15 protein-coding genes are annotated in these 19,881 nt (G+C 61.0%); 12 read left to right on the forward strand and 3 right to left on the reverse strand.

Annotated features, from left to right (window positions below):
* Positions 1-138 precede the first annotated feature (138 nt).
* Positions 139-1,320, reverse strand: a complete 1,182-nt coding sequence (locus LJ360_RS07225) for an aromatic amino acid transaminase (protein WP_264995705.1) — start codon at positions 1,318-1,320, stop codon at positions 139-141.
* Complete coding sequence (locus LJ360_RS07230) at positions 1,313-4,849, reverse strand: indolepyruvate ferredoxin oxidoreductase family protein (protein ID WP_091849022.1); 3,537 nt, start codon at positions 4,847-4,849, stop codon at positions 1,313-1,315. The genes LJ360_RS07225 and LJ360_RS07230 overlap by 8 nt, the downstream gene beginning before the upstream one ends.
* Positions 4,850-5,005: 156 nt before the next feature.
* On the opposite strand from LJ360_RS07230, the gene LJ360_RS07235 reads away from it, so the two are divergent.
* From LJ360_RS07235 to mdoH, 12 genes are all read left to right on the forward strand, one after another.
* A complete protein-coding gene (locus LJ360_RS07235) occupies positions 5,006-5,473 on the forward strand; it encodes an Lrp/AsnC family transcriptional regulator (RefSeq protein ID WP_091849021.1) in 468 nt (155 codons plus the stop codon).
* Positions 5,474-5,669: 196 nt separating this feature from the next.
* Positions 5,670-5,840 (forward strand): DUF1328 domain-containing protein, encoded by a 171-nt coding sequence (locus LJ360_RS07240; protein ID WP_091849020.1) that lies wholly within the window; start codon positions 5,670-5,672, stop codon positions 5,838-5,840.
* Between the two features lie 244 nt (positions 5,841-6,084).
* Positions 6,085-7,482, forward strand: coding sequence for a PhoX family protein (locus tag LJ360_RS07245; protein ID WP_264995706.1), 1,398 nt, complete (start codon positions 6,085-6,087; stop codon positions 7,480-7,482).
* Positions 7,483-7,523: 41 nt separating this feature from the next.
* Positions 7,524-8,072: a hypothetical protein gene (locus LJ360_RS07250; RefSeq protein WP_264995707.1), complete on the forward strand. Its 549-nt coding sequence runs from the start codon at positions 7,524-7,526 to the stop codon at positions 8,070-8,072.
* Between the two features lie 173 nt (positions 8,073-8,245).
* A complete protein-coding gene (locus tag LJ360_RS07255) occupies positions 8,246-10,093 on the forward strand; it encodes a cation:proton antiporter (RefSeq protein WP_264995708.1) in 1,848 nt (615 codons plus the stop codon).
* 8 nt (positions 10,094-10,101) lie between these two features.
* Positions 10,102-11,313 carry a cation:proton antiporter gene (locus LJ360_RS07260; RefSeq protein ID WP_264995709.1) on the forward strand — a complete coding sequence of 404 codons (1,212 nt, stop codon included), beginning with the start codon at positions 10,102-10,104 and terminating at the stop codon, positions 11,311-11,313.
* Between the two features lie 6 nt (positions 11,314-11,319).
* Complete coding sequence (locus tag LJ360_RS07265; protein ID WP_264995710.1) at positions 11,320-11,712, forward strand: nuclear transport factor 2 family protein; 393 nt, start codon at positions 11,320-11,322, stop codon at positions 11,710-11,712.
* Positions 11,713-11,785: 73 nt separating this feature from the next.
* Positions 11,786-12,448, forward strand: a complete 663-nt coding sequence (locus tag LJ360_RS07270) for a class I SAM-dependent methyltransferase (protein ID WP_413774402.1) — start codon at positions 11,786-11,788, stop codon at positions 12,446-12,448.
* Between the two features lie 209 nt (positions 12,449-12,657).
* Complete coding sequence (locus LJ360_RS07275; protein ID WP_264995711.1) at positions 12,658-13,974, forward strand: ShlB/FhaC/HecB family hemolysin secretion/activation protein; 1,317 nt, start codon at positions 12,658-12,660, stop codon at positions 13,972-13,974.
* Between the two features lie 140 nt (positions 13,975-14,114).
* Positions 14,115-15,656: a glucan biosynthesis protein G gene (locus tag LJ360_RS07280; protein ID WP_264995712.1), complete on the forward strand. Its 1,542-nt coding sequence runs from the start codon at positions 14,115-14,117 to the stop codon at positions 15,654-15,656.
* A gap of 33 nt (positions 15,657-15,689) precedes the next feature.
* Positions 15,690-15,998 carry a hypothetical protein gene (locus LJ360_RS07285; protein WP_264995713.1) on the forward strand — a complete coding sequence of 103 codons (309 nt, stop codon included), beginning with the start codon at positions 15,690-15,692 and terminating at the stop codon, positions 15,996-15,998.
* A complete protein-coding gene (mdoH, locus tag LJ360_RS07290; RefSeq protein ID WP_264995714.1) occupies positions 15,982-18,108 on the forward strand; it encodes a glucans biosynthesis glucosyltransferase MdoH in 2,127 nt (708 codons plus the stop codon). The genes LJ360_RS07285 and mdoH overlap by 17 nt, the downstream gene beginning before the upstream one ends.
* Positions 18,109-18,127: 19 nt before the next feature.
* Here mdoH and LJ360_RS07295 read toward each other — a convergent pair whose 3' ends face one another.
* Entirely contained in the window at positions 18,128-19,687 is a 1,560-nt protein-coding gene (locus LJ360_RS07295; RefSeq protein WP_264995715.1) for a L,D-transpeptidase family protein, read from the reverse strand.
* Between the last annotated feature and the right edge of the window lie 194 nt (positions 19,688-19,881).

Raw genomic sequence — 19,881 nt, forward strand, 5'->3', positions numbered from 1 at the left:
CGGGACACGCCGTGAATACGTCCGTGTAGGCTCCTCAAAAAGGTCCCTCTTTTTGAGGGTCCCGGAAAATCACCCCGGCCCCACTGCCTCGAACCCTGTGCTGGCCGCTACTATTTTTTCGAGTTTGGTGTCCCGCTTTTAAAGAACACTCCTGATCGCATCCGCCACTTGCGGCAGCACCTTGTCATTCAGCCCCGCCACGTTCACCCGGCTGGAGTCCAGCATGTAGATGCCGTGGTCTTCCCGGAGTGCCCGTACCTGTTCGGGGGTTATCCCGAGGAACGAAAACATGCCGCGCTGCCGGGCGATGAAGCTGAAGTCACCCGCCGGGGCCAGGGCTTCGGCGAAGGCCTGGCGCAGGTGGAGGATGCGCTCGCACATGCCGCCCAGTTCGCTCTGCCATTGCTGGGTGAGGTCGCTGTCTCCCAGTATGGTTTCCACGATCGCGGCGCCGTGGGCCGGGGGCATGGAGTAGTGGGAGCGGATGACACTCAGCAGCTGGCTGGTGGCTGCCTGGTTGATGCTTGCGGTTTCGGAGATCAGCACCAGGGCGCCGGTGCGCTCCCGGTAAAGGCCGAAGTTCTTGGAGCAGGAGGCCGCTGCCAGCATTTCCGGTACCTGGCTGGCCAGGTGGCGGAGGCCAGCTGCATCTTTTTCCAGGCCATCGCCCAGACCCTGGTAGGCCATGTCGACGAAGGGCAGCAGGCCCTTGCGCTGGATCAGGGCGGTGACGTCCTGCCACTGCTCCAGGTCCAGGTCGGCGCCGGAGGGGTTGTGGCAACAGCCGTGGAGCAGTACCACGTCTCCGGGCTTTGCGCCTTCCAGGCTTTCCAGCATGGCGGCGAAGTCTACCTGCAACGTGTCCCGATTCAGGTATGGATATTCGCGGATGGTCAGGCCGGCGCCACCCAGCAGCGGCAGGTGATTGGCCCAGGTGGGGGTGCTGACCCAGACGGTAGTCGCCGGGTTGCACAGGCGCAGGAATTCCGCCGCCATGCGCAGGGCACCGCAGCCGCCCGGGGTCTGGACCACTGCCGTGCGGCCATCCCGGATCAGGGCGTTATCTGTCCCCAGGATGAGGCTGGCCATGGCGTCGTTGTAGCCGGCGGAGCCAGCTGGCCCGACGTAGCCCTTGGTGGTCTCGCCTGCCAGCAGTCGTCGTTCGGCTTCGTGGACCGCGGCCATGATGGGGGTGTTACCGGCGTCGTCTTTGTAGACGCCGATGCCCAGGTCCACCTTGTCCGGGCGCGGGTCGTCCCGGAAAGTTTGCATCAGTTGCAGTATCGGGTCCTGGGGCAGGGGCTTGAGGGTCTCAAACATGGTCTGCCTCCTTCTCATCGGCCTGCTGGGTGCGGATCAGGGTGGGGCGGCCAGTATCGAGAGCCTTGTAGAGCTGTTGCTGTTTGTCCCGGATCGCCTTGGCGGCCTGTTCCCGCACCGGGCCGTAGCCACGCACGTCGGCGGGCAGCTCCGCCAGTTGTAAAAAGGTGTCGTAGTTGTTCGCGTTCAGCTCTTTCTGGATGCGGTTAACGAGCGCCTGGTAGTCCTTGAGCATGGCGCGGTCCAGCTTGCGATCCGCCGAGTAGCGGAACGGGTCGATGGGGGTGCCACGCAGGCTGCGAAGTCTGGCCAGTACTTTAAAGGCACGGAATATCCAGGGGCCGAACTTCCGTTTCTTCGGGCGGCCCTGGGCGTCGGTGCCCCGGTTCATGAGGGGCGGCGCCAGGTGGAAATGGACCTGGAAGTCGCCTTCGAAGGTGTCATTCACTTCTTTCATGAAATCGGTTTCGGCAAACAGCCGGGCCACTTCATATTCGTCCTTGTAGGCCATGAAACGATAGAGCTGCTGGGCCACCGCCCGGGTGAGCAGGCCGTTGGTGTGTCCCAGATTCTGTTCTGCCTTGCGGACGCCTTCGATAACAATCCGGTACCGGTCTGCCCAGCGACGGTTCTGGTAGGCCACCAGGTGGTTGTAGCGGGTGTCAATCAGCTGTTCCAGGGTGGGTTCCGCTTTCACTTCCACCGCTTGCGGCTGGTTGTCCGTCAGCAGGTCGGTGATCGCCCGAGGGTTGACTGCTGCCAGGCGACCCCATCCAAAGGCTTCCTTGTTGCGGTCAATGGCCACGCCGTTGAGTTCGATGGCCTTCATCAGGGCCGCTTCGGACAGGGGCAGTAGTCCTTTCTGCCAGGCAAAGCCCAGCATCATGACGTTGGAAAAGACGGTGTCGCCCATCAGTTTGTCAGCAATGCCGTTGGCATCCAGGCGGGCAAAGTGATCGTCGCCTACCGCGTTGCGCAGGATTTCCAGGCGTTTGTCCGCCTTCATATCCGCGTCCCGGTAGAGCACGTAATCCGCAGTGGGCAGTTCCGCCTCGTTGGCGACGATTCGTGTGTGATTAGGTCGCAGCACCGTCAGTGCCTTCTGGGAGCTGGCCACAACCAGGTCGCAGGCGATGACGGCATCGGCCTGGCCGTTGCTGATGCGCACCTGGTGCAGCCGGTCCGGGGACGGCGCCATGCGTACGTAGCTGAGCACCGTGCCGCCTTTCTGGGCGAAGCCCATAAAGTCCAGCACCGAGGCGCCCTTTGACTCCAGGTGGGCCGCCATGGTGATCAGCTGACCCACGGTGACCACGCCGGTGCCGCCAACGCCGCCCACCAGCAGGTCGTAGGAGCCATTCATGGCGGGCAACACAGGGGCGGGGATATCAGCGAGCTTGCGGTTCAGCACCGAGCCGGTGTCCATACCGCGACTCTTGCGCAGCTGGCCACCTTCGATGGTGACAAAGCTGGGGCAGAAGCCGTTCACGCAGGAGTAGTCCTTGTTGCAGGAGGACTGGTCGATCTTGCGCTTGCGACCCAGCTCGGTCTGTCGGGGTACCACGGACAGGCAATTGGACTGCACGGAACAGTCACCGCAGCCTTCACACACGTGGTGGTTGATGAACGCCCGCTTTGCCGGGTCCGGAAACTGCTTGCGCTTGCGGCGACGGCGTTTCTCGGCGGCGCAGGTCTGGTCGTAGATCAGTACGGTACAGCCGGGAATTTCCCGCAGTTCCCGTTGTACCTGGTCCAGTTCACTACGGTCGTGGAAGGTGACGTCCTTCGGGAAACGGTCCTTGTGGTCGTTGTATTTTTCGGGCTCATCGCTGAGCACAACAACGCGTTTCGCGCCCTCTGCAGTGACCTGCTGGGCAATGGCATCGACGGTGATCTGGCCATCCACCGGCTGGCCGCCGGTCATGGCCACGGCGTCGTTGAACAGGATCTTGTAGGTAATGTTAATGCCGGCGGCCACCGCCTGGCGAATGGCCATCGAGCCGGAGTGGAAGTAGGTGCCTTCCCCCAGGTTCTGGAATACATGGGGGTTGCCGGTGTAACGACTCTTGCCGATCCAGTTGACGCCTTCGCCGCCCATCTGGATCAGGGACTCGGTGTTGCGACCCATCCAGGACGCCATAAAGTGGCAGCCGATACCGGCCAGGGCCTTGCTGCCTTCCGGTACCTTGGTCGAGGTGTTGTGGGGGCAGCCGGAGCAGAAATAGGGCAGTCGCTTGACCCCGCCCGGGTCCTGGGCGGTGGTCATGGTGTTGATCTGCGCCAGTTGCTCGCTGAAGTCGACGCCAAAGAACCGGCCCAGGCGGGCAGCGAGGAAGCCGGCCACCAGTTTCGGGCTCAGCTCCCCCACGTAAGGGATCAGGGGCCGGCCCAGTTCGTCCTGCTTGCCGGTGATCAGCACCTCGCCGGGGCGGTCCGGCTCGGACATATACTCTTTGATCTGACTTTCGATGATGCCGCGCTTTTCCTCGATGACCAGCACTTCCTGCTTGCCGTGGACAAACTCCAGTACGCCCCTGCGCTCCAGGGGCCAGACCATGCCGATCTTGTAGATATCCAGGCCCATGTCCCTGGCCTTGTCTTCATCGATGCCAAGCAGGTCGAGGGCTTCCAGCAGGTCCAGGTGGCCCTTGCCGGTGGTAACAATGCCGAAGCGGGCTTCCCGGTTGTTATAGAGGCAACGGTCGATGGGGTTGGCCCGGGCAAAGGCCTGAACGGCGGCCAGTTTGTGCTCGATGCGGGTTTCCAGTTGCGGCCCGGGCAGGTCTGGCCACCGGTAGTGCAGGCCGTCTGCCGGTGGTGTGAAGTCGTCCGGCATGACGAAATCGGGCATGGGTGGCAGTTCCACCGACGCGGCACTTTCCACGGTTTCCGAGATAGCCTTGAAGCCCACCCAGCAGCCGCTGTAGCGGGACAGGGCATAGCCCCAGAGGCCGAACTCCAGGTACTCGGCAATGTTGGCCGGGTTGATGGTGGGCATGAAGAAGCTCATGAAGGCCACGTCTGACTGATGGGGCATGGACGACGACACACAGCCATGGTCATCGCCGGCCACCACCAGGACGCCGCCATGGGGTGAGCTGCCATAGGTGGTGCCGTGCTTGAGGGCATCACCGGCCCGGTCAACGCCCGGGCCCTTGCCGTACCAGAGGCCGAATACGCCATCCACCTGGCGGTCATCGTCGGTTTCCACTTGCTGGGTGCCCAGCATGATGGTGGCGGCCAGGTCTTCGTTGATGGCGGGTACGAAATCGATGCGGTTCTGTTCCAGCAGGTCCTTTGCCTGCCACAGGGCCTGGTCATAGGCGCCCAGGGGGGAGCCCCGGTAGCCACTGACCATACCGGCAGTATTCAGGCCTTGCTTGCGGTCCAGTGCTGCCTGCATCAACGGGATACGGACCAGGGCCTGTGTGCCGGTGAGAAAGACACGGCCGGCTTCCCGATGATAGCGGTCTTCCAGTTGGTAGTCGTCTAAGTGAGGGGTATCCGGCTTGGAAGTATCGGCGGACATGGTGCTCTCCCTTTGTTGATTTTATGAACAAAATTCTAGGGGGGAAGGCACCGAATGTGCTTGCTTTTTGAGCAGGCTGGAGTGCCATTTGCGCAACAGTCTTTGATGAATGACAATTAAGCGAAAGATCCTTTGATAAAAATCAGGTGTTACCAAATGAAACAGGTGGAACTGGATAAGCTGGATCGTCGCATCCTGGATGCGTTGCAACAGGATGGGCGCATCAGCAACCAGCAACTGGCTGAACAGGTGGGCCTGTCGCCGGCGGCATGCTGGCGACGAGTGCGCGCGCTGGAGGAGGCTGGCGTCATCATTGGGTACAGTGCCCGGCTGAACCCGGAGGCCATGGGGCAGGGCCTGTGTGTGCTGGTGAACCTTTCATTACAGCGCCATACCATCGACAGCACGGCGGAGATCGAGCGGGAGGTCAGCAGCTATCCAGAGGTGCTGCAGTGCTTTGCCGTCACGGGTAACGCGGATTTTGTACTGCGGGTGGTGGTGCCGGATATGGCCAGTTATGACCGGTTCCTGAATGAAAAAATCTTTACCCTTCAGGGGATTTCGCAGGTGAATTCCAACTTCGCCCTTCGGGAGATCAAGAATACCCTGATGTTGCCTGTGTGACGTTCACTGGATTAGGCCATGCCCGGCATCCGGGGCAGGGCTGCTGGTAAAAAGGGAAATGATAAGTATTAAATGTTGGTCAGAAAGCAACTGATTTCTTGAGGTTTTTCGGTTTTGGGTCAAAGGTGAAAGGGCAGTATCCAAATTCACATCGCGTTGGCACCTGGAAAAGGAGGCCGACCCTAAGGAGGGAACGATGCTTTATTGGGCTGTCGTTTGTCTGATCATCGCCATCATCGCAGGTGTCCTGGGTTTTGGTGGAATTGCCGGCACAGCTGCCGGCATTGCCAAGGTCCTGTTCTTTATTTTCCTGATTCTCCTGGTGATCTCCCTGGTCGCCAACGCCATGAAAGGACGCAAACCCTGACGGGCAGTCCGCGACGGTTTACCGTGCAGACCCCTGATGAAAGGATCACGAACAAGGCCGGCATTTTGCTGGCCTTGTTCGTCAATTGATTGACGAAAATTCTTTTATGTAGCGGTTGTCGGGGAATTTCGTCAATTTGTCAGCAAACCATCAAGAAACAGACACCGGAAGGTAAGACCTGCTCTCTATGGTGACAGGTGTCCCGGCAGTGGCGCCGGGCGCAATAACCAGAAGGGAGAGTTCTATGAAACGCACGAATCCTGCACCGAAGACTGACACTGTGGTTGATCAGGGCCTCGCCCTGAACCGACGTTCCCTGCTCAAATCGAGCCTTCTTGGCGCGGCTGGCCTGGCCTTTGGGGGGCTGGCCAGCCGTGATCTCATGGCTGCAAGCTTGCCCTACAGCCCTGATTACGGCCCCCTTTCCCTCAAGGCGGACGAAACTACGGGTCTCTACCTGCTGGCACTCCCCGAAGGCTTCCGTTACCAGAGCTTTGGCTGGACCGGCGATGTCATGTCTGACGGCATTGTTACACCCAATGCCCACGATGGCATGGGTGTTGTTGCCGCCAAGGGCAACACCATCACCATGATCCGCAACCACGAGATTCGTGGTGTTGGCACGCCATTCACCCGCCTGGCCTACGACCCCCGAACCCCTGGCGGTAACACGACACTGACCTTTGATACCTACCAGGGCAAGTGGCTGGATAGCTACGCCGCCCTGTCCGGAACCTCAACCAACTGTGCCGGTGGTCCAACTCCGTGGGGCAGCTGGCTGACCTGTGAAGAAACGACCCTGGGCCCCGAGACGACAGCGGGCGTGAAAACGCACGGCTGGGTGTTCGAAGTGCCGGCCTATGGCCGCCCCTCCGCCGAGCCTCTTAAGGCTCTCGGGCGTTTTGTGCACGAAGCCGTAGCCGTAGACCCGGTGACCAGCATCGTCTATGAAACCGAAGACCGGGGCACGTCCGGCTTCTATCGCTTTATCCCGAATACCCACGGTCGCCTGCAGGACGGCGGTAAGCTTCAGATGCTCAAGGTAGTCGGCGAGGACCAGGCTGACCTCTCCAGGGGTTACCCCAATGACACTACCTGGCAGGTGGAATGGGTGGACATCGATGACCCGGAAAAGGCCCACGAAGACGGCACTACCAACAGCCTGGGCGTCTACAGCCAGGGTCGTGCCCGTGGTGGCGCCCGCTTCGAGCGTGGCGAAGGCTGCTGGTTCGACAGCGGTTACGTCTACTTCGTGTCTACCTCCGGCGGCGATGCCGGTCAGGGGCAGATCTTCGAATACGATCCCCGCAGCGAATCCCTGCGACTGGTATTTGAGAGCCCGGCGGCCAACATTCTCAATTCTCCGGACAACATTGCCGTCAGCCCCCGTGGTGGCATCATCCTGTGCGAGGACGGCAGCCGCCCCAAGCAGATGCTCCATGGTCTGACCCGGGATGGCCAGATTTTCCCGTTCGCCGAGAACAACGTCATCCTTGCCGGTGAGAGGAACGGCTTCTCAGGCAATTTCAGCGGCCGGGAGTGGTGCGGTGCCACCTTCTACAACCAGTGGCTGTTCGTGAACATCCAGACACCGGGTATTACCTTCGCCATCACCGGCCCCTGGGATAACGGCGCTCTCTGATAATGCTGTCTCAGATCAATCAACGGAAAGGAAACAACGCTATGAAACAATGGATCGCAGCAGCAACCCTGGCATTGGCGTCGTTCAGTGCCTCATCCGCCATCCTGTACGAAGGCACCCTGGAAAGCGGTGTGGTACAGACCGGCACCCTGGAATCCGAGTCCGGCTGGTCCGAGTCCTACGGTGGCTGGGTCGATTTCTGGTCGTTCGAGGGCGTCGCCGGAGAGCAGGTCACACTGAACGCTTCCAGCAACGTAACCGATGTGGCTTTCTCCCTGTATACGGGCACACCGGATGACTTCACCCAGCCTTTCTTGTTCGATAACCAGGGTGACTGGGACCTCTTCTCGCTGGTCACTGTGTCCTCCACGTTGGGCGCCGAGCTGTTGAGCAACTTCGTGTTACCTGACAGCGGCATCTTCACGCTGGCACTGGGAGGCGAAGTGGCGCCGATGCTTTCCTCCGGTGAGGGACCCTGGGCCTATAGCCTGGAACTGACCCGGGTAGCGGATGTCTCCGCGCCGGGTTCGCTGGCCTTGCTCGCCCTGGGCCTGGCCGGTCTTGGTGCCATGCGCTCCCGCAACCGCTGAGCCCTTCGCCACTCATCCTCAACGGGTGAGTGGTTTTGCCCTTCGGCTGTGCACGGGTTTGCCGTGTACAGCTTTTCCCCTCTGACGTATCCTGTGTGCGTGCCGGCTGCCGTCGGCATGGGCGGATTGACCATAATCCGGCTCTTCCTCGACTGAATTGAAACCGGGTGTCTATGAACGTAAGCATCGTTCTCGTTCTTGCCAGTATCGGCGTTGCCTCACTTTTCTGTCAGTGGCTGGCCTGGCGGGTACGAATGCCGGCAATCCTGTTTTTGCTGGCTGGTGGCATTGCCGCCGGCCCGGTGCTGGGCTGGCTACAGCCGGAGCCTTTGTTCGGTGACCTGCTGTTCCCGATGATCTCGCTGGCGGTGGCGGTGATCCTGTTCGAGGGCAGCCTTACCCTCAAGTACGAGGAGATCAAGGGCCACGGCAAGATGGTCCGCAACCTGATTCCGGTAGGGTCGGTGGTGACAGCACTGATCGGCACCCTGGCGGCACGCTGGATACTGGATGTTTCCTGGGAGGTGGCTCTGCTCTTCGGTGCCATTTCCATCGTGACCGGGCCGACCGTAATTGCGCCCCTGCTGCGGTCAGTGCGCCCGAAACAGAACCTCGCCAATATCCTGCGCTGGGAAGGCATTATTATTGACCCCGTCGGTGCGTTGCTGGCGGTATTGGTCTTTGAGGCGATCATTTCCTGGGGGCAGGGCAATGTGTTCTGGCACTCGGTGTATATCTTCGGCAAGACCGTGGCCGTCGGGCTGTTGTTCGGCGCCGTTGCCGGCTGGATTAATGGCGTGGCCCTGCGCAAGCACTTGCTCCCCCAATATCTGCATAATGCCGGAACCCTGACCTTCATGCTGGGGGTCTATGCCCTGTCCAACGAGATCGCCCACGAATCAGGTCTGCTGACGGTGACCATCATGGGGATCTGGATGGCCAACATGAAGATGGTGCCCATTGACGATATCCTGGAGTTCAAGGAGTCCCTCAGTGTTCTTCTGATCTCGGCCCTGTTTATCATCCTGGCCGCACGGGTGGACTTCGGTGCCATCGCAGAACTGGGCTGGGGCCTGGTGGCGGTTCTGGCTATCCTGATGCTGGTGGCCCGCCCGGTCAGTATCCTGCTGTCTGCCATCGGTACCTCGCTGAACTGGCGCGAGAAGGTGTTTCTCAGTTGGATAGCTCCCCGTGGCATCGTGGCAGCGGCGGTGTCCGCGCTGTTTGCGTTTCAGCTGGAAAACCAGGGTTACGCGGACGCGGGTACACTGGTACCGCTGGTGTTCATGCTGATCATCGCCACCGTTACCCTGCAGAGCCTGACGGCCCGCCCTGTTGCCCGGGCCCTGGGTGTGGCAGAGCCGGCAGCCTTTGGCTTCCTGATCCTGGGGGCCAACAGTGGTGCCCGCGCCATTGCCCAGGCGCTGCAGAAGAATGAAATACCGGTCACGCTCACCGATACCAACTGGGAAAACGTACGCCAGGCCCGGATGGATGGCCTCAAGGTGTATTTTGGCAACCCTACGTCGGAGCATGCCTCTACCCACCTGGATCTGACGGGAGTAGGCAAGCTGCTGGTGATTTCTCCTTACAAGCAGCTGAACTCCCTGGCCACCTACCACTTCCTGGACTGGTTTGGCCCCAATAGTGTGTACAGCCTGTCGGAAGGTGAGCAGGACCAGAAGGCCAGCCACCAGTCTGCAGAGAAAATCCAGCAGACCCGTGGCCTGTTCGATGACCTGTCCTACCCCAAGCTGGCCAGCCTGGTCAGCCGTGGCTATACCGTGAAGACCACTCAACTGAGTGAAAGCTTTACCTATGAGGACTTCCTCGCAAGGCACGACGGCGAGGCCAGGGTATTGTTCGTGATCAACGACAAGGACAGGATCCACCCGGTCATGGCGGGGGATGAGCTGGAGCCGGACACTGACTGGCAGCTGATCAGCCTGGTGCCGCCCCGGGCCGCGAGGGACCGGAAGAGCGAAGGTGAGGTCACCAGCGACCCGTCGCGGGACGGTTGAGGTACGGAATGGAACTGGCGCTGGATCCCGCCCAATATGGAATGGTACTGGTCATACTGGGTGGCCTGCTGTCGATCAGTATCCTGGCGGATGTTATTGCGGCCAGAACCGCTGTGCCCCGGATATCCCTGCTGGTGCTGGTCGGCGTTGTCGTGGCGGCTATCCAGCAATGGGGGCTTGGCGAGCCAGCCGGGCCATTGACCACCCTGGCAGAGCCGCTCATCCAGCTGGCCCTGGTCATGGTGGCGTTTCTGTTGGGAGGGGAGTTCACCTGGGACCGACTGCGCACCCTTGGGCCGGTGGTAGGGATCTTCTCCCTGACGGTGGTGCTGGCCAGCGGGACCGCTGTTGGTCTGGGCCTTTGGCTGCTCGGCTTTCCCGTCATCCTGGCGGTGGCGCTGGCGGCCATTTCCGTGGCCACCGACCCGGCGGCGGTCAGTGAAACCATCCACGAACTCCGAGCCGGGAATACCCGTGCCGGCCGGCTGCTGCTCAGTACCGTGGCCGTGGATGATGGCTGGGGTATTATCGTGTTCGGGCTGGCCATGGCGTTCCTGGGCTGGCACGCCAGCGGTGATGGTTTGCACGCCATGCTGGAGGCGCTCTGGGAGCTCGGGGGCGCTGTCGCCCTCGGTGTTATCGTAGGAATACCCGCGGCCTGGTTAACCGGGCGCCTGGAGGCTGGTGAGCCGACGCTGGTGGAAGCGTTGGCGTTGATTCTGTTACTGGCCGGTGGGGCCGCCCTGTTAAATGTTTCTGAGTTGCTGGCAGCGATGATAGCAGGTGCCATCGTGGCGAACCTCGCCTATCACCATACGCGCTCCTTCAACGAAATCGATTATCTGAAATGGCCGTTTCTGGTCTTTTTCTTTGTACTGGCCGGGGCCAGCCTTGACCTGAATATGCTCGGTGGCGCCCTGGGTGTCACCGGGGCCTACATAGTGCTTCGCTTGCTGGGCCGCTACCTGGGTGGCCTGGTCGGTGCCCGGGCGGTTGCCGGCCGGCTGGGTGCGCTCCCCTGCGGGATCGGTATGGCGTTAACGCCCCAGGCCGGTGTGGCCATGGGTATGGCCCTGCTTGCCGGCGAACGTTTTCCCGAGTTCAGTGCCACGTTAATGGCTGTGGTGGTAGGCTCCACGGTATTCTTCGAGGCTATCGGACCCTGGCTGGTGCGACGGACTCTGCGCAATAATCCGCTGACTGACAACAACAAGGAGTAGATTTCCATGATAGATACCCTCAAGACCTGGCATGAGCTCGCCCACAGTGGCAACGCTGACGGACTGGATGACCTGCTGGCGGACAACGCCGTGTTTCATTCGCCGGTGGTACATACACCCCAGGAAGGCAAGGCCATTACCAAGGCGTACCTGGCGGCTGCGTTTGGTGTATTGAACAATGACCATTTCGAGTATCTGCGTGAGATTGTCGATGGAAATACAGCCGTCCTGGAGTTCCGTACCGAGCTGGATGGCATCATGATCAATGGTGTCGATATGATCGAATGGGACGAGACCGGTCGTATTCGGGACTTCAAGGTGATGGTGCGACCACTCAAGGCCATCAACAAGGTACACGAAATGATGGCCGCCATGCTGGAGGCCAACCAGCGCCGCTGAAAACTGCGCCCTGGGCACTGATGGCCAGGGCCGGACTCCCCCTTGCTGAGGCCGAGGCTATGCGGAGCCCCCTATGAATTGCTACGATTCCCTCGCCCGAACCCACTGCAGCGTCTGCGAGAATGACGGGTTGGTGGATTTTCTCATGGTCAGCCACAGGACTTACCGCCGGTGCCTATGTTGCCAGGCTACCCTGATGGACCCGGCAGCCTGGTTGACGGAATCTGAGGAGCGGGCCGTCTACGCCCTGCACGAGAATGAGCCGGGGGACCCTCGTTACCGACGTTTCCTGGAAAAGCTGGCTGCTCCCCTGCTTGAGCGGTTGCCACCTGGCGCGCAAGGTGTGGATTTCGGCTGTGGGCCTGGCCCGGCATTGGCCGCCATGATCGAGGAACAGGGTCATACCGTCACTCTGTACGATCCGGCGTTCTTCCCTGGTGTCACGGTACTCAACCGGAACTGGGATTTCGTCACCTGCACTGAAGTGGTGGAACACCTGCATCATCCGCTGGCGGTATTCCGGCAACTCGATGCAATGCTTCGTCCCGGAGGATGGCTTGGTGTCATGACCTGTTTTCAGACGGATGACAGTCGGTTCGCCAACTGGCATTACCGCCGCGATCCAACGCACATTGTTTTCTACCGGGAGGAGACCTTCCGCTGGCTTGCCAGCCATTTCGGCTGGACCCTGACCATTCCCCGAAAAGATGTTGCGCTTCTGCAAAAACCTGCCTGATTGCTGTGTATGAATGTAACTCCTGTCTGTCGATCATAAGGACAGATAACAAACCTCATGTTGAAGTTTCAAAGGGTTGCAGAAGTTCTTGTTAAAAAAGAAATATTAAAATTGTAACCACGCAAAAATGGTGACTGAAACCATGGAATCCCGACTGCTCAGAAGGTTAGCATGGCCCCGAACTTCAGCCCGTCTTCCTGTGTCGTGCCATGGAATCCGTCAATCATACAAGCCTTCGGTCGCTATGCCTGTTTGTCACCATGTTGGTGATCCTGGTTCCCCTTTCAGGCCTTGCTGCAGAAAACCAGGGCGATGAAACTGCCAGTGTCGAACAGAATCGTCGCACCCTGACGCTTCTTCAGCAAAGCTTGTACTGGATCCGTTCCCATCATGGAAGTTTGCCTGTTGAGCGGGGTACCGGGTCGTCGGCGCCACCGGCAGCACGGGTTCCGGTCCTGGCGGATATGACGGCAGATACCATTCCCCTGTCATCTGCACCTGCGAGGGAGACCTGGGCAGGGGAACGATTCTATCTCAGGGGCGAGGACCACGACGCAGAACTGGGGGACCGGGTTCGCGTCGGCTTTGACGAGACACCGTTGCCCGGTCTGGGCGGCAACCTGAGGCTCGATGGCAATTGGTCCATGTCCCAACAGCCCGGCGATACGACCATGGATGTAGGCCTGGCGTGGCAAACACTGGTGGGGGGCAACCGGCTTTCATTCAGTGGTCGTCATCATGAATACCACGATGAAGTGGCGTCAGGTGAGGCTATCCGGCGGGTTGGTGGCAGCCGGCAGACCCTGGAGATGGATCTGGTCCGGAACCTATACCAGGGCCCGGCGGCGAGTCTGGATGCACGGGTCATAACCACCGACGTCAGCAGCCAGTGGTTTGAAAATGGTGACCTGACCGGAGAGGCCCGGCGCAGTTATTCGTTGGTCCGGCTTGATGGGTACCTCGGTGGGCAGTTGCCCTGGATTGATAGCCATGCAGAGATCAGTCTTTCTGTCGAAGGCTGTATGGCACTGCTGGATGGTGCAGTGCAGGAGGCGTGCGGCGAAAAACTGGGCGCTTTCCAGCGCTACAACCTGGCAGCGAGTCTGGAACGAAACTGGCTGAAGATGGACTGGGACCTGAAAGGGGAGTACCAGTTCACCCCGGATAAATTGCCGGGCTGGCGCTACCTGGAGGTTGGCCAGGGAATGATGCACGGGTTTGGTGGCCAGGTGCTGCGGGGTCGCCGGGGTGGCTGGCTGCGCCTGGACAGTGCCACGCCCGACCGTCTCCTCTGGCTGCCATCCGGTGTCCGGACAAGCCTGCGGTTCTCACTGCTGCGTGGCTGGGCCGAAGCTCCGGGGCAGGGCCTCACCAGTCGGGCCACGGCGGGTGAGGTGCTCTGGCAGGTCAGCGGTGATCACATGACCGGGGGGCTGAGGGCCGGTACGCTTTTGGAGGCATCAGGTCCGGGCCTTGTCTCCGCCAATGTACCTGAGCTGTCCCTGGATATTAGCTGGACGCTGTGAGCCAGCACGCCTTGGGCCGGAGCCGTTCATGACGCCGACTTACAAAGTCGTCACTTGCCGCAGGGTTCGGTGGAGACTAAAAATCAAGGGGGTAGGCTTGCAGGCCTTTAAAAGGATTTTCTGACAGGGACCCCCTCTCTATGTTGCGCCTCCTCGCTGGTGTCATTATCTCTTCCATGACGGCCTTTGCTGCCACTGCCTCTGAACCTGGTGGTTTTGATTTCGATAACGTGGCTGAGAAGGCCCGTCAGCTGGCCGGTAAAAGCTGGCAGGCGCCGCCAGAGATTCCCGATTTTCTGAAAGAGATCGATTATTCGCGCTACCAGGAGATCCGGTTCCGGGATGACCGTAACCTGTGGCGTGATTCGGATTCGCGGTTCCAGGTGATGTTAACACCGGCCGGAAAATACTTTACCCATCCGGTTGCGCTCAACGAAATCCGCGAAGGCGAGGTGGAACCGATACGCTTCGCCCGGGACCTGTTTACCTACCCGAGCGAGGAATTCGCCAAGCGCATTCCAGCGGATCTGGGCTTCGCCGGTTTCCGACTCACCTATCCACTGCGTGGGCCGGACATCAACAACCAGTTCCTGGCGTTTGCCGGTGCCAGCTATTTCCGTGGTGTGGGGCGTAACGATGGTTTCGGCCTTTCGGCGAGAGGCGTGGCGATTGATACCGGCCAGCCCCGGGGTGAGGAGTTCCCGTCGTTTATCGAGTTCTGGCTGGAAAAACCCGACGCCGGCGATGAGCAGGTGGTGGTCTATGCCCTGCTCGACGGCCCCAGCCTGGCCGGTGCCTACCAGTTCACCATCAACCCCGGTGATGTTCTCGACGTAGAGGTGCGTGCACGCCTGTTTTTCCGTGAACAGGTTGGACTGCCCGGCTACGCGCCGTTGACCAGCATGTTCTATTACGGCGAGAACACACTCCGGCCGATGGGAGAATGGCGCCCGCAGACCCACGATTCAGACGGGCTTCTGGTAACCGACGGCGACAGCGGAGAATGGCTCTGGCGGCCCCTGATCAACCCGGAATCCCTGCGCATCAGTTACCTCAGGGCCAACAATCCCCGGGGCTTCGGCCTGATTCAGCGGGATCGTGACTTCCGCGACTTCCAGGACCTGGAGGCCAGGTATGAGTTGCGCCCCAGCGCCTGGGTCGAGCCCGAAGGCGACTGGGGCAAGGGTAGTGTTGTGCTCGTGGAAATACCAACCCGGTCAGAGGTCAACGACAACATCGTGGCGTTCTGGTCTCCGGAAGAGTCACCGCAAAAAGGCGCCTCGGTTGACCTGGACTACAGGCTACGATTCGGTCCGGCCAGCCTGAGCGGCCATCCTTCCGGCTATGCGGCCAATACGTTTATTGGTGACGGCAACCGTATCGGTGGTGGCGACCAGGAGGGAGCCTATCGGGTGCTGGTGGATTTCGAAGGGGGCCCGCTGGACCAAACAGACCCCGGGGCCGATGTGGTCAGTCAGGTCAGCGCCGATGAGCATACAGAAGTGCTGGAGCACTTTGTGGAGTACTCGGAACCTGCCAGGCAGTGGCGTCTTTCCATGCTGGTGCGGCCCTCCGGAGATCAGACCATGTCGTTGCGGGCGTTCCTGTCGCAGGATGGCGAACCGCTGACTGAAACCTGGACCTACGAGTTGCCACCGGGGATCGATATCCGGGGCAATTAGCGCACACGATCCCGTGCATTCAGGAGAAGCTTGATGGAAAGGGCGATATGCCAATATGCGCTGGACCGGGTAATGCTCTACCTCCGGAATTACGGTGTAGCCCCCTCTCCGCAGGTTTGCCGCCGCGCCCTGGCCCTGATCGATGAATGCCTGGCGGAGGTGATGACCGGGCAGGGTGGTTCTGTGCCTCGCCCTTGTCAGTCAGACACACCGTTCCCGGGCGGGGTGCTGGCGCTGGTGTTTGACCGCCTCCCCGGGTACTTCGACTTGCCGGAACTGTACGTCCCGCTGCAGCGTCCGCCCATCCAGCGAGGGAGTATCGGTTATGGGCCAACCCTGTGAGTCAGTGGCAAGCCCGGCCCCAGGGATGCCGGTAAGGGGAAGGGCGGATGTTCGCTGGCGGTGGGTGGCGAACGTTCGGCGCCTGGTGCTGGCCCTGTTTGTACTGGGGCAGACGTTTCTGGCCACGGCTTTGATGCTCAGGGTACTGCCTTACCACGGAGGCACCTGGGTAGAGGCCGGACTTACCACGCTGTTCGCCGTGCTCTATGCCTGGGTGGCTGTCGGATTCTGGACGGCGGTATTTGGGTTCGCAATCAGGTTGATCGGCGGTGACCGGTGGTCCCTGGCCCGCCGTCACCCGGAGGCGGAGCTGGTCGCTACGCCACTTGCGTCCACTGCGGTGGTTATGCCGATTTACCATGAACCGGTTCAGCGCACGTTAAGGGGGCTACGCGCGATTTACCGGGATCTCGAACGTACCGGGCACCTGCAGCATTTTGAGTTTTATATCCTGTCCGACAGCCGTGACCCGGAAGTCTGGCTTGAAGAGCAGGCGGCCTGGCAAAGTCTGTGTGAGGAACTGAATGCCGATGGCCGGCTGTTCTACCGGCGCCGCACGGTGAACCTCAACTACAAAAGCGGTAACGTGGCCGACTTCCTTCGGCGCTGGGGCCGCCGTTGTCGTTACACCGTGGTGCTGGATGCCGACAGCCTGATGGGGGGAGATACCCTAGTGCGCATGGTCCGGCTGATGGAGCTGGAACCACGGGTTGGTATCCTGCAGACCAACCCCGGGGTCGTCCGGGGCTCTTCGTTGTTTGCCCGAGTCCAGCAATTCGCCAACCGGATGTATTCGCCCCTGTTTTCTGCCGGACTGGCAGCCGTGCAGATGGGCGATGCCGCGTTCTGGGGCCACAATGCCATATTGCGAACCAGCGCGTTCATGGACTACTGCGGACTTCGCAAGCTTCCCGGGGTAGGGCTGTTCCGTGGGCCGATCCTCAGCCATGACTTCGTGGAAGCTGCCTGGATGGGACGCGCCGGGTATGAGGTCTGGCTGGAACCGTCCCTGAGCGCCAGCTTCGAGGAATCTCCCCCCAGTCTGGGCGATGAGCTATCCCGGGACCGGCGCTGGGCCAAGGGTAACCTGCAGCACCTTTGGGTCATGCTGACCACGCCTGGGCTTCGGTTTGCGCACCGCATGGCATTTTTCAATGGCATCATGGGCTACTTGGCCTCACCCCTCTGGTTGCTGTTTCTGGTATTCACTACGGTGGAGGCGGCCCAGTTGGCGTTGATGCCGATAGATTATTTCCCGGGGGACCAACCCGGTCTCTACCCCCTGTGGCCAGAATGGCGCCCGGGACTGGCGATCACCCTGGCGCTCACCACCCTGACCATGCTGTTTGCGCCCAAGGTACTGGCCTGGCTGGATGCACTGATACATCGCAGGGCGCGGCGGTTCGGTGGTGTTGGTCGCAGCCTGCTGAGCGTGATTCTGGAAACCCTGGTGTCAGTCATGCTGGCCCCCATCAAGATGCTGGCCCACTCTGGCTATGTGCTGGGGGCGTTGCTGAACCTGTCCCTCAGCTGGGCGGGTCAGAACCGGACCGAGGAAACGGGCTGGCGTGAAGCGCTGGTGACCCAGGCCCCGGGAATGTTGGTGGGCCTGGCCTGGTCCGCATTCGCCTGGTACCTGGACCCGCTATTCTTTCTCTGGTCGCTGCCGGTAGCGGTGCCGTTGATACTGGCGGCGCCCACCGCCGTCGGCCTGAGCAGGGCGTGGGCCGGACAGTGGCTGCACCGGGCCGGTTTATTGCGCACTCCGGAGGAAACCCACCCTCCGCAACTCCTCCTTGATACTGCCGATGAGCAATCGTTATTGCCGCGGCTGGGCCAGCTCTCCCGTTTCGAGGAAGCGGTCCTGTTACCCGAGGTCAACGCCATGCACTGTAGCTTCGCCCGCAGTCACCCGGGGAGGCTACGGCAGGAAACCCTGCAGGGGCTCGCCAGGCGCTGCCTTGCTGAGGGGCCGGATGCCCTCAGCCGCTCCGAGCTGAGCCACCTGTGTCGTGACAGCGACACCCTGGCCTGGCTTCACCACGCCGCCTGGCGTTCAGACCCGGATACCTGGTGGGGGCGGAAACTGGCCGCAGCGGTAACCGGCTGACGCGAGAACCGCTGGCGATTTACTGCTCTCGGTCCAACAGGTCAATGACCAGCCCGTCTTCCTCGTAGGTGTCCCTGCGGAACCGGATACGACCGGCGTCGTCGGCCTCTGCTGTCCAGTAAGCCATGACCAGTGGCACCCCCTCAGGCAGTGAAATGTTGCGGGTTTCGCCCGACCGCCGCGCCTCTGTCAGCTGCCTGGGTACCGTCCCCGAGGCACCTCGGAATAACTGATCAGTCAGGTCGATGGCATTTTCAACACGGACACATCCGGAGCTGTAAAAACGTTCAGGTGTGCCAAACAGCCGTTGCGAGGGCGTGTCATGCAGGTATACGGAGAACGGATTCGGAAACCGGATTGCGACCTCCCCCAGGGCGTTACCAGGTCCAGCGTTCTGTCGTAGCAGCAGGTTGCCCGGTCGGCTCCAGTCCACCTGGTCCGGATCCAGTGGTGTACCGGTCCGGTCCAGAACCGTCAGCCGGTTTCGGTAGAGATAGTCCGGGTCTGCCTGGATTGCAGGCAAGGTGTCTTCGTAAAAAATGGTGGGTGGAATGGTCCAGGTAGGGTTGACCGTGACGTGGCTGATTACGGACGTCAATGCGGGGGTTTTGCGCTCTGCCCGACCTACCTGTGACCGGCTTTGCCATACCTCCTCGTTGTCGCGGAACAGGCGCACCCGGGCTCCGGCAATGTCCACCAACAACCGGTCAGGCTTCAGGTAGGGAGCAAACCAGCGAATGCGTTCCAGGTTTGCACGGACCCGTGCCGTCCAGGCTGCGGGTGGGGTATTCAGGGCAGCCCGGGTGTCCTTGCCAACCAGCCCGTCTGCGACCAGCCCGTGATCCCGCTGAAAGTCAGCGACCGCATCCGCCATGGCGTCATCGAAAAGCCTGGGGCTGTCGGTGTCCGCCTCCGGCCCGCCCGGCCAGGGAGTTCCGCCGGGCAGATAGCCCTGGGCGATGAGCCGCTGGGCCAGTTGCGCCACCTGCTCGTTGCGGTCTCCGGACCTGAGGGTGGGACCCGCTGGTATCGTGGGTCCCTGCATGGCCAGGGTGTCGAGTCGTCCGGAATAGGCATTGCGGAGGTTCTGGTAAGCCGCCAGCGAGGGACGAGCGTTGTCGTAGGCCAGGCTGAGTCCCCGTGAAGAATGGAAGGCCTGGTGAACTTTCTGCGCAAAGTCGGCTGGGTCCGGACGCTGTGGGTTCTGGTGCCAGACCAGGCCCAGCTCTTCGGGATCGAGGCGGCCCCGGGCCAGGTCCTTGACCGACCATGCCAGCATCAACGTAGCAAGTTCGGCATGGCAATGGCCCGGATAGGCACCATCTGACTGTCGGCTGCTGATCAGGGCGATTTCAGGTAGCTGGTAGTAGCCGGGGTTAAGGCCATCTGTGCGTAGCTGGCCAATTTCCCTGACCAGCCGCTGCCAGTGAACCGGGTCAAGCCACCGCTCTGTATGGGGTTCGAGGCGATCAAGCTCCGCCACCAGCTGGCTCACAAATTCCGGAGGCCGGGACCCGTCCATGCAGGGGCCATCCATGTTGCGGGCGCTTGCCTCGACGGCCAGGGCTGTGAGCAGCAATATCGTTGCCTGGATCATTGCCCGGGCATTGCGCCATCGCCGATATGACGGTCTGCCGGGCCAGAGTCGTGCCCCGGAATAAAGGGCACGGCTCCATTGCAAATCGTAAACGGTGTTGCTGTTTGTGTGAAATCTGTACAATTCGACTCGCTTCCCATCTTTTGCGGGATTTTTGTCGCACAATGCCAGGCGAG

This window comes from Marinobacter sp. AN1, assembly GCF_026013985.1.
Taxonomy (GTDB): Bacteria; Pseudomonadota; Gammaproteobacteria; order Pseudomonadales; family Oleiphilaceae; genus Marinobacter; species Marinobacter segnicrescens.

What these genes read in the sequence shown, in the direction of transcription:
- LJ360_RS07255 (WP_264995708.1), top strand. Translation starts at nt 8,246, where the DNA reads ATGAACGTAAGCATCGTTCTCGTTCTTGCCAGTATCGGCGTTGCCTCA.
- LJ360_RS07240 (WP_091849020.1), top strand. Translation starts at nt 5,670, where the DNA reads ATGCTTTATTGGGCTGTCGTTTGTCTGATCATCGCCATCATCGCAGGT.
- LJ360_RS07270 (WP_413774402.1), top strand. Translation starts at nt 11,786, where the DNA reads ATGAATTGCTACGATTCCCTCGCCCGAACCCACTGCAGCGTCTGCGAG.
- LJ360_RS07250 (WP_264995707.1), top strand. Translation starts at nt 7,524, where the DNA reads ATGAAACAATGGATCGCAGCAGCAACCCTGGCATTGGCGTCGTTCAGT.
- mdoH (WP_264995714.1), top strand. Translation starts at nt 15,982, where the DNA reads ATGGGCCAACCCTGTGAGTCAGTGGCAAGCCCGGCCCCAGGGATGCCG.
- LJ360_RS07230 (WP_091849022.1), bottom strand. Translation starts at nt 4,849, where the DNA reads ATGTCCGCCGATACTTCCAAGCCGGATACCCCTCACTTAGACGACTAC.
- LJ360_RS07225 (WP_264995705.1), bottom strand. Translation starts at nt 1,320, where the DNA reads ATGTTTGAGACCCTCAAGCCCCTGCCCCAGGACCCGATACTGCAACTG.
- LJ360_RS07260 (WP_264995709.1), top strand. Translation starts at nt 10,102, where the DNA reads ATGGAACTGGCGCTGGATCCCGCCCAATATGGAATGGTACTGGTCATA.
- LJ360_RS07235 (WP_091849021.1), top strand. Translation starts at nt 5,006, where the DNA reads ATGAAACAGGTGGAACTGGATAAGCTGGATCGTCGCATCCTGGATGCG.
- LJ360_RS07275 (WP_264995711.1), top strand. Translation starts at nt 12,658, where the DNA reads ATGGAATCCGTCAATCATACAAGCCTTCGGTCGCTATGCCTGTTTGTC.
- LJ360_RS07245 (WP_264995706.1), top strand. Translation starts at nt 6,085, where the DNA reads ATGAAACGCACGAATCCTGCACCGAAGACTGACACTGTGGTTGATCAG.
- LJ360_RS07280 (WP_264995712.1), top strand. Translation starts at nt 14,115, where the DNA reads ATGTTGCGCCTCCTCGCTGGTGTCATTATCTCTTCCATGACGGCCTTT.
- LJ360_RS07285 (WP_264995713.1), top strand. Translation starts at nt 15,690, where the DNA reads ATGGAAAGGGCGATATGCCAATATGCGCTGGACCGGGTAATGCTCTAC.
- LJ360_RS07265 (WP_264995710.1), top strand. Translation starts at nt 11,320, where the DNA reads ATGATAGATACCCTCAAGACCTGGCATGAGCTCGCCCACAGTGGCAAC.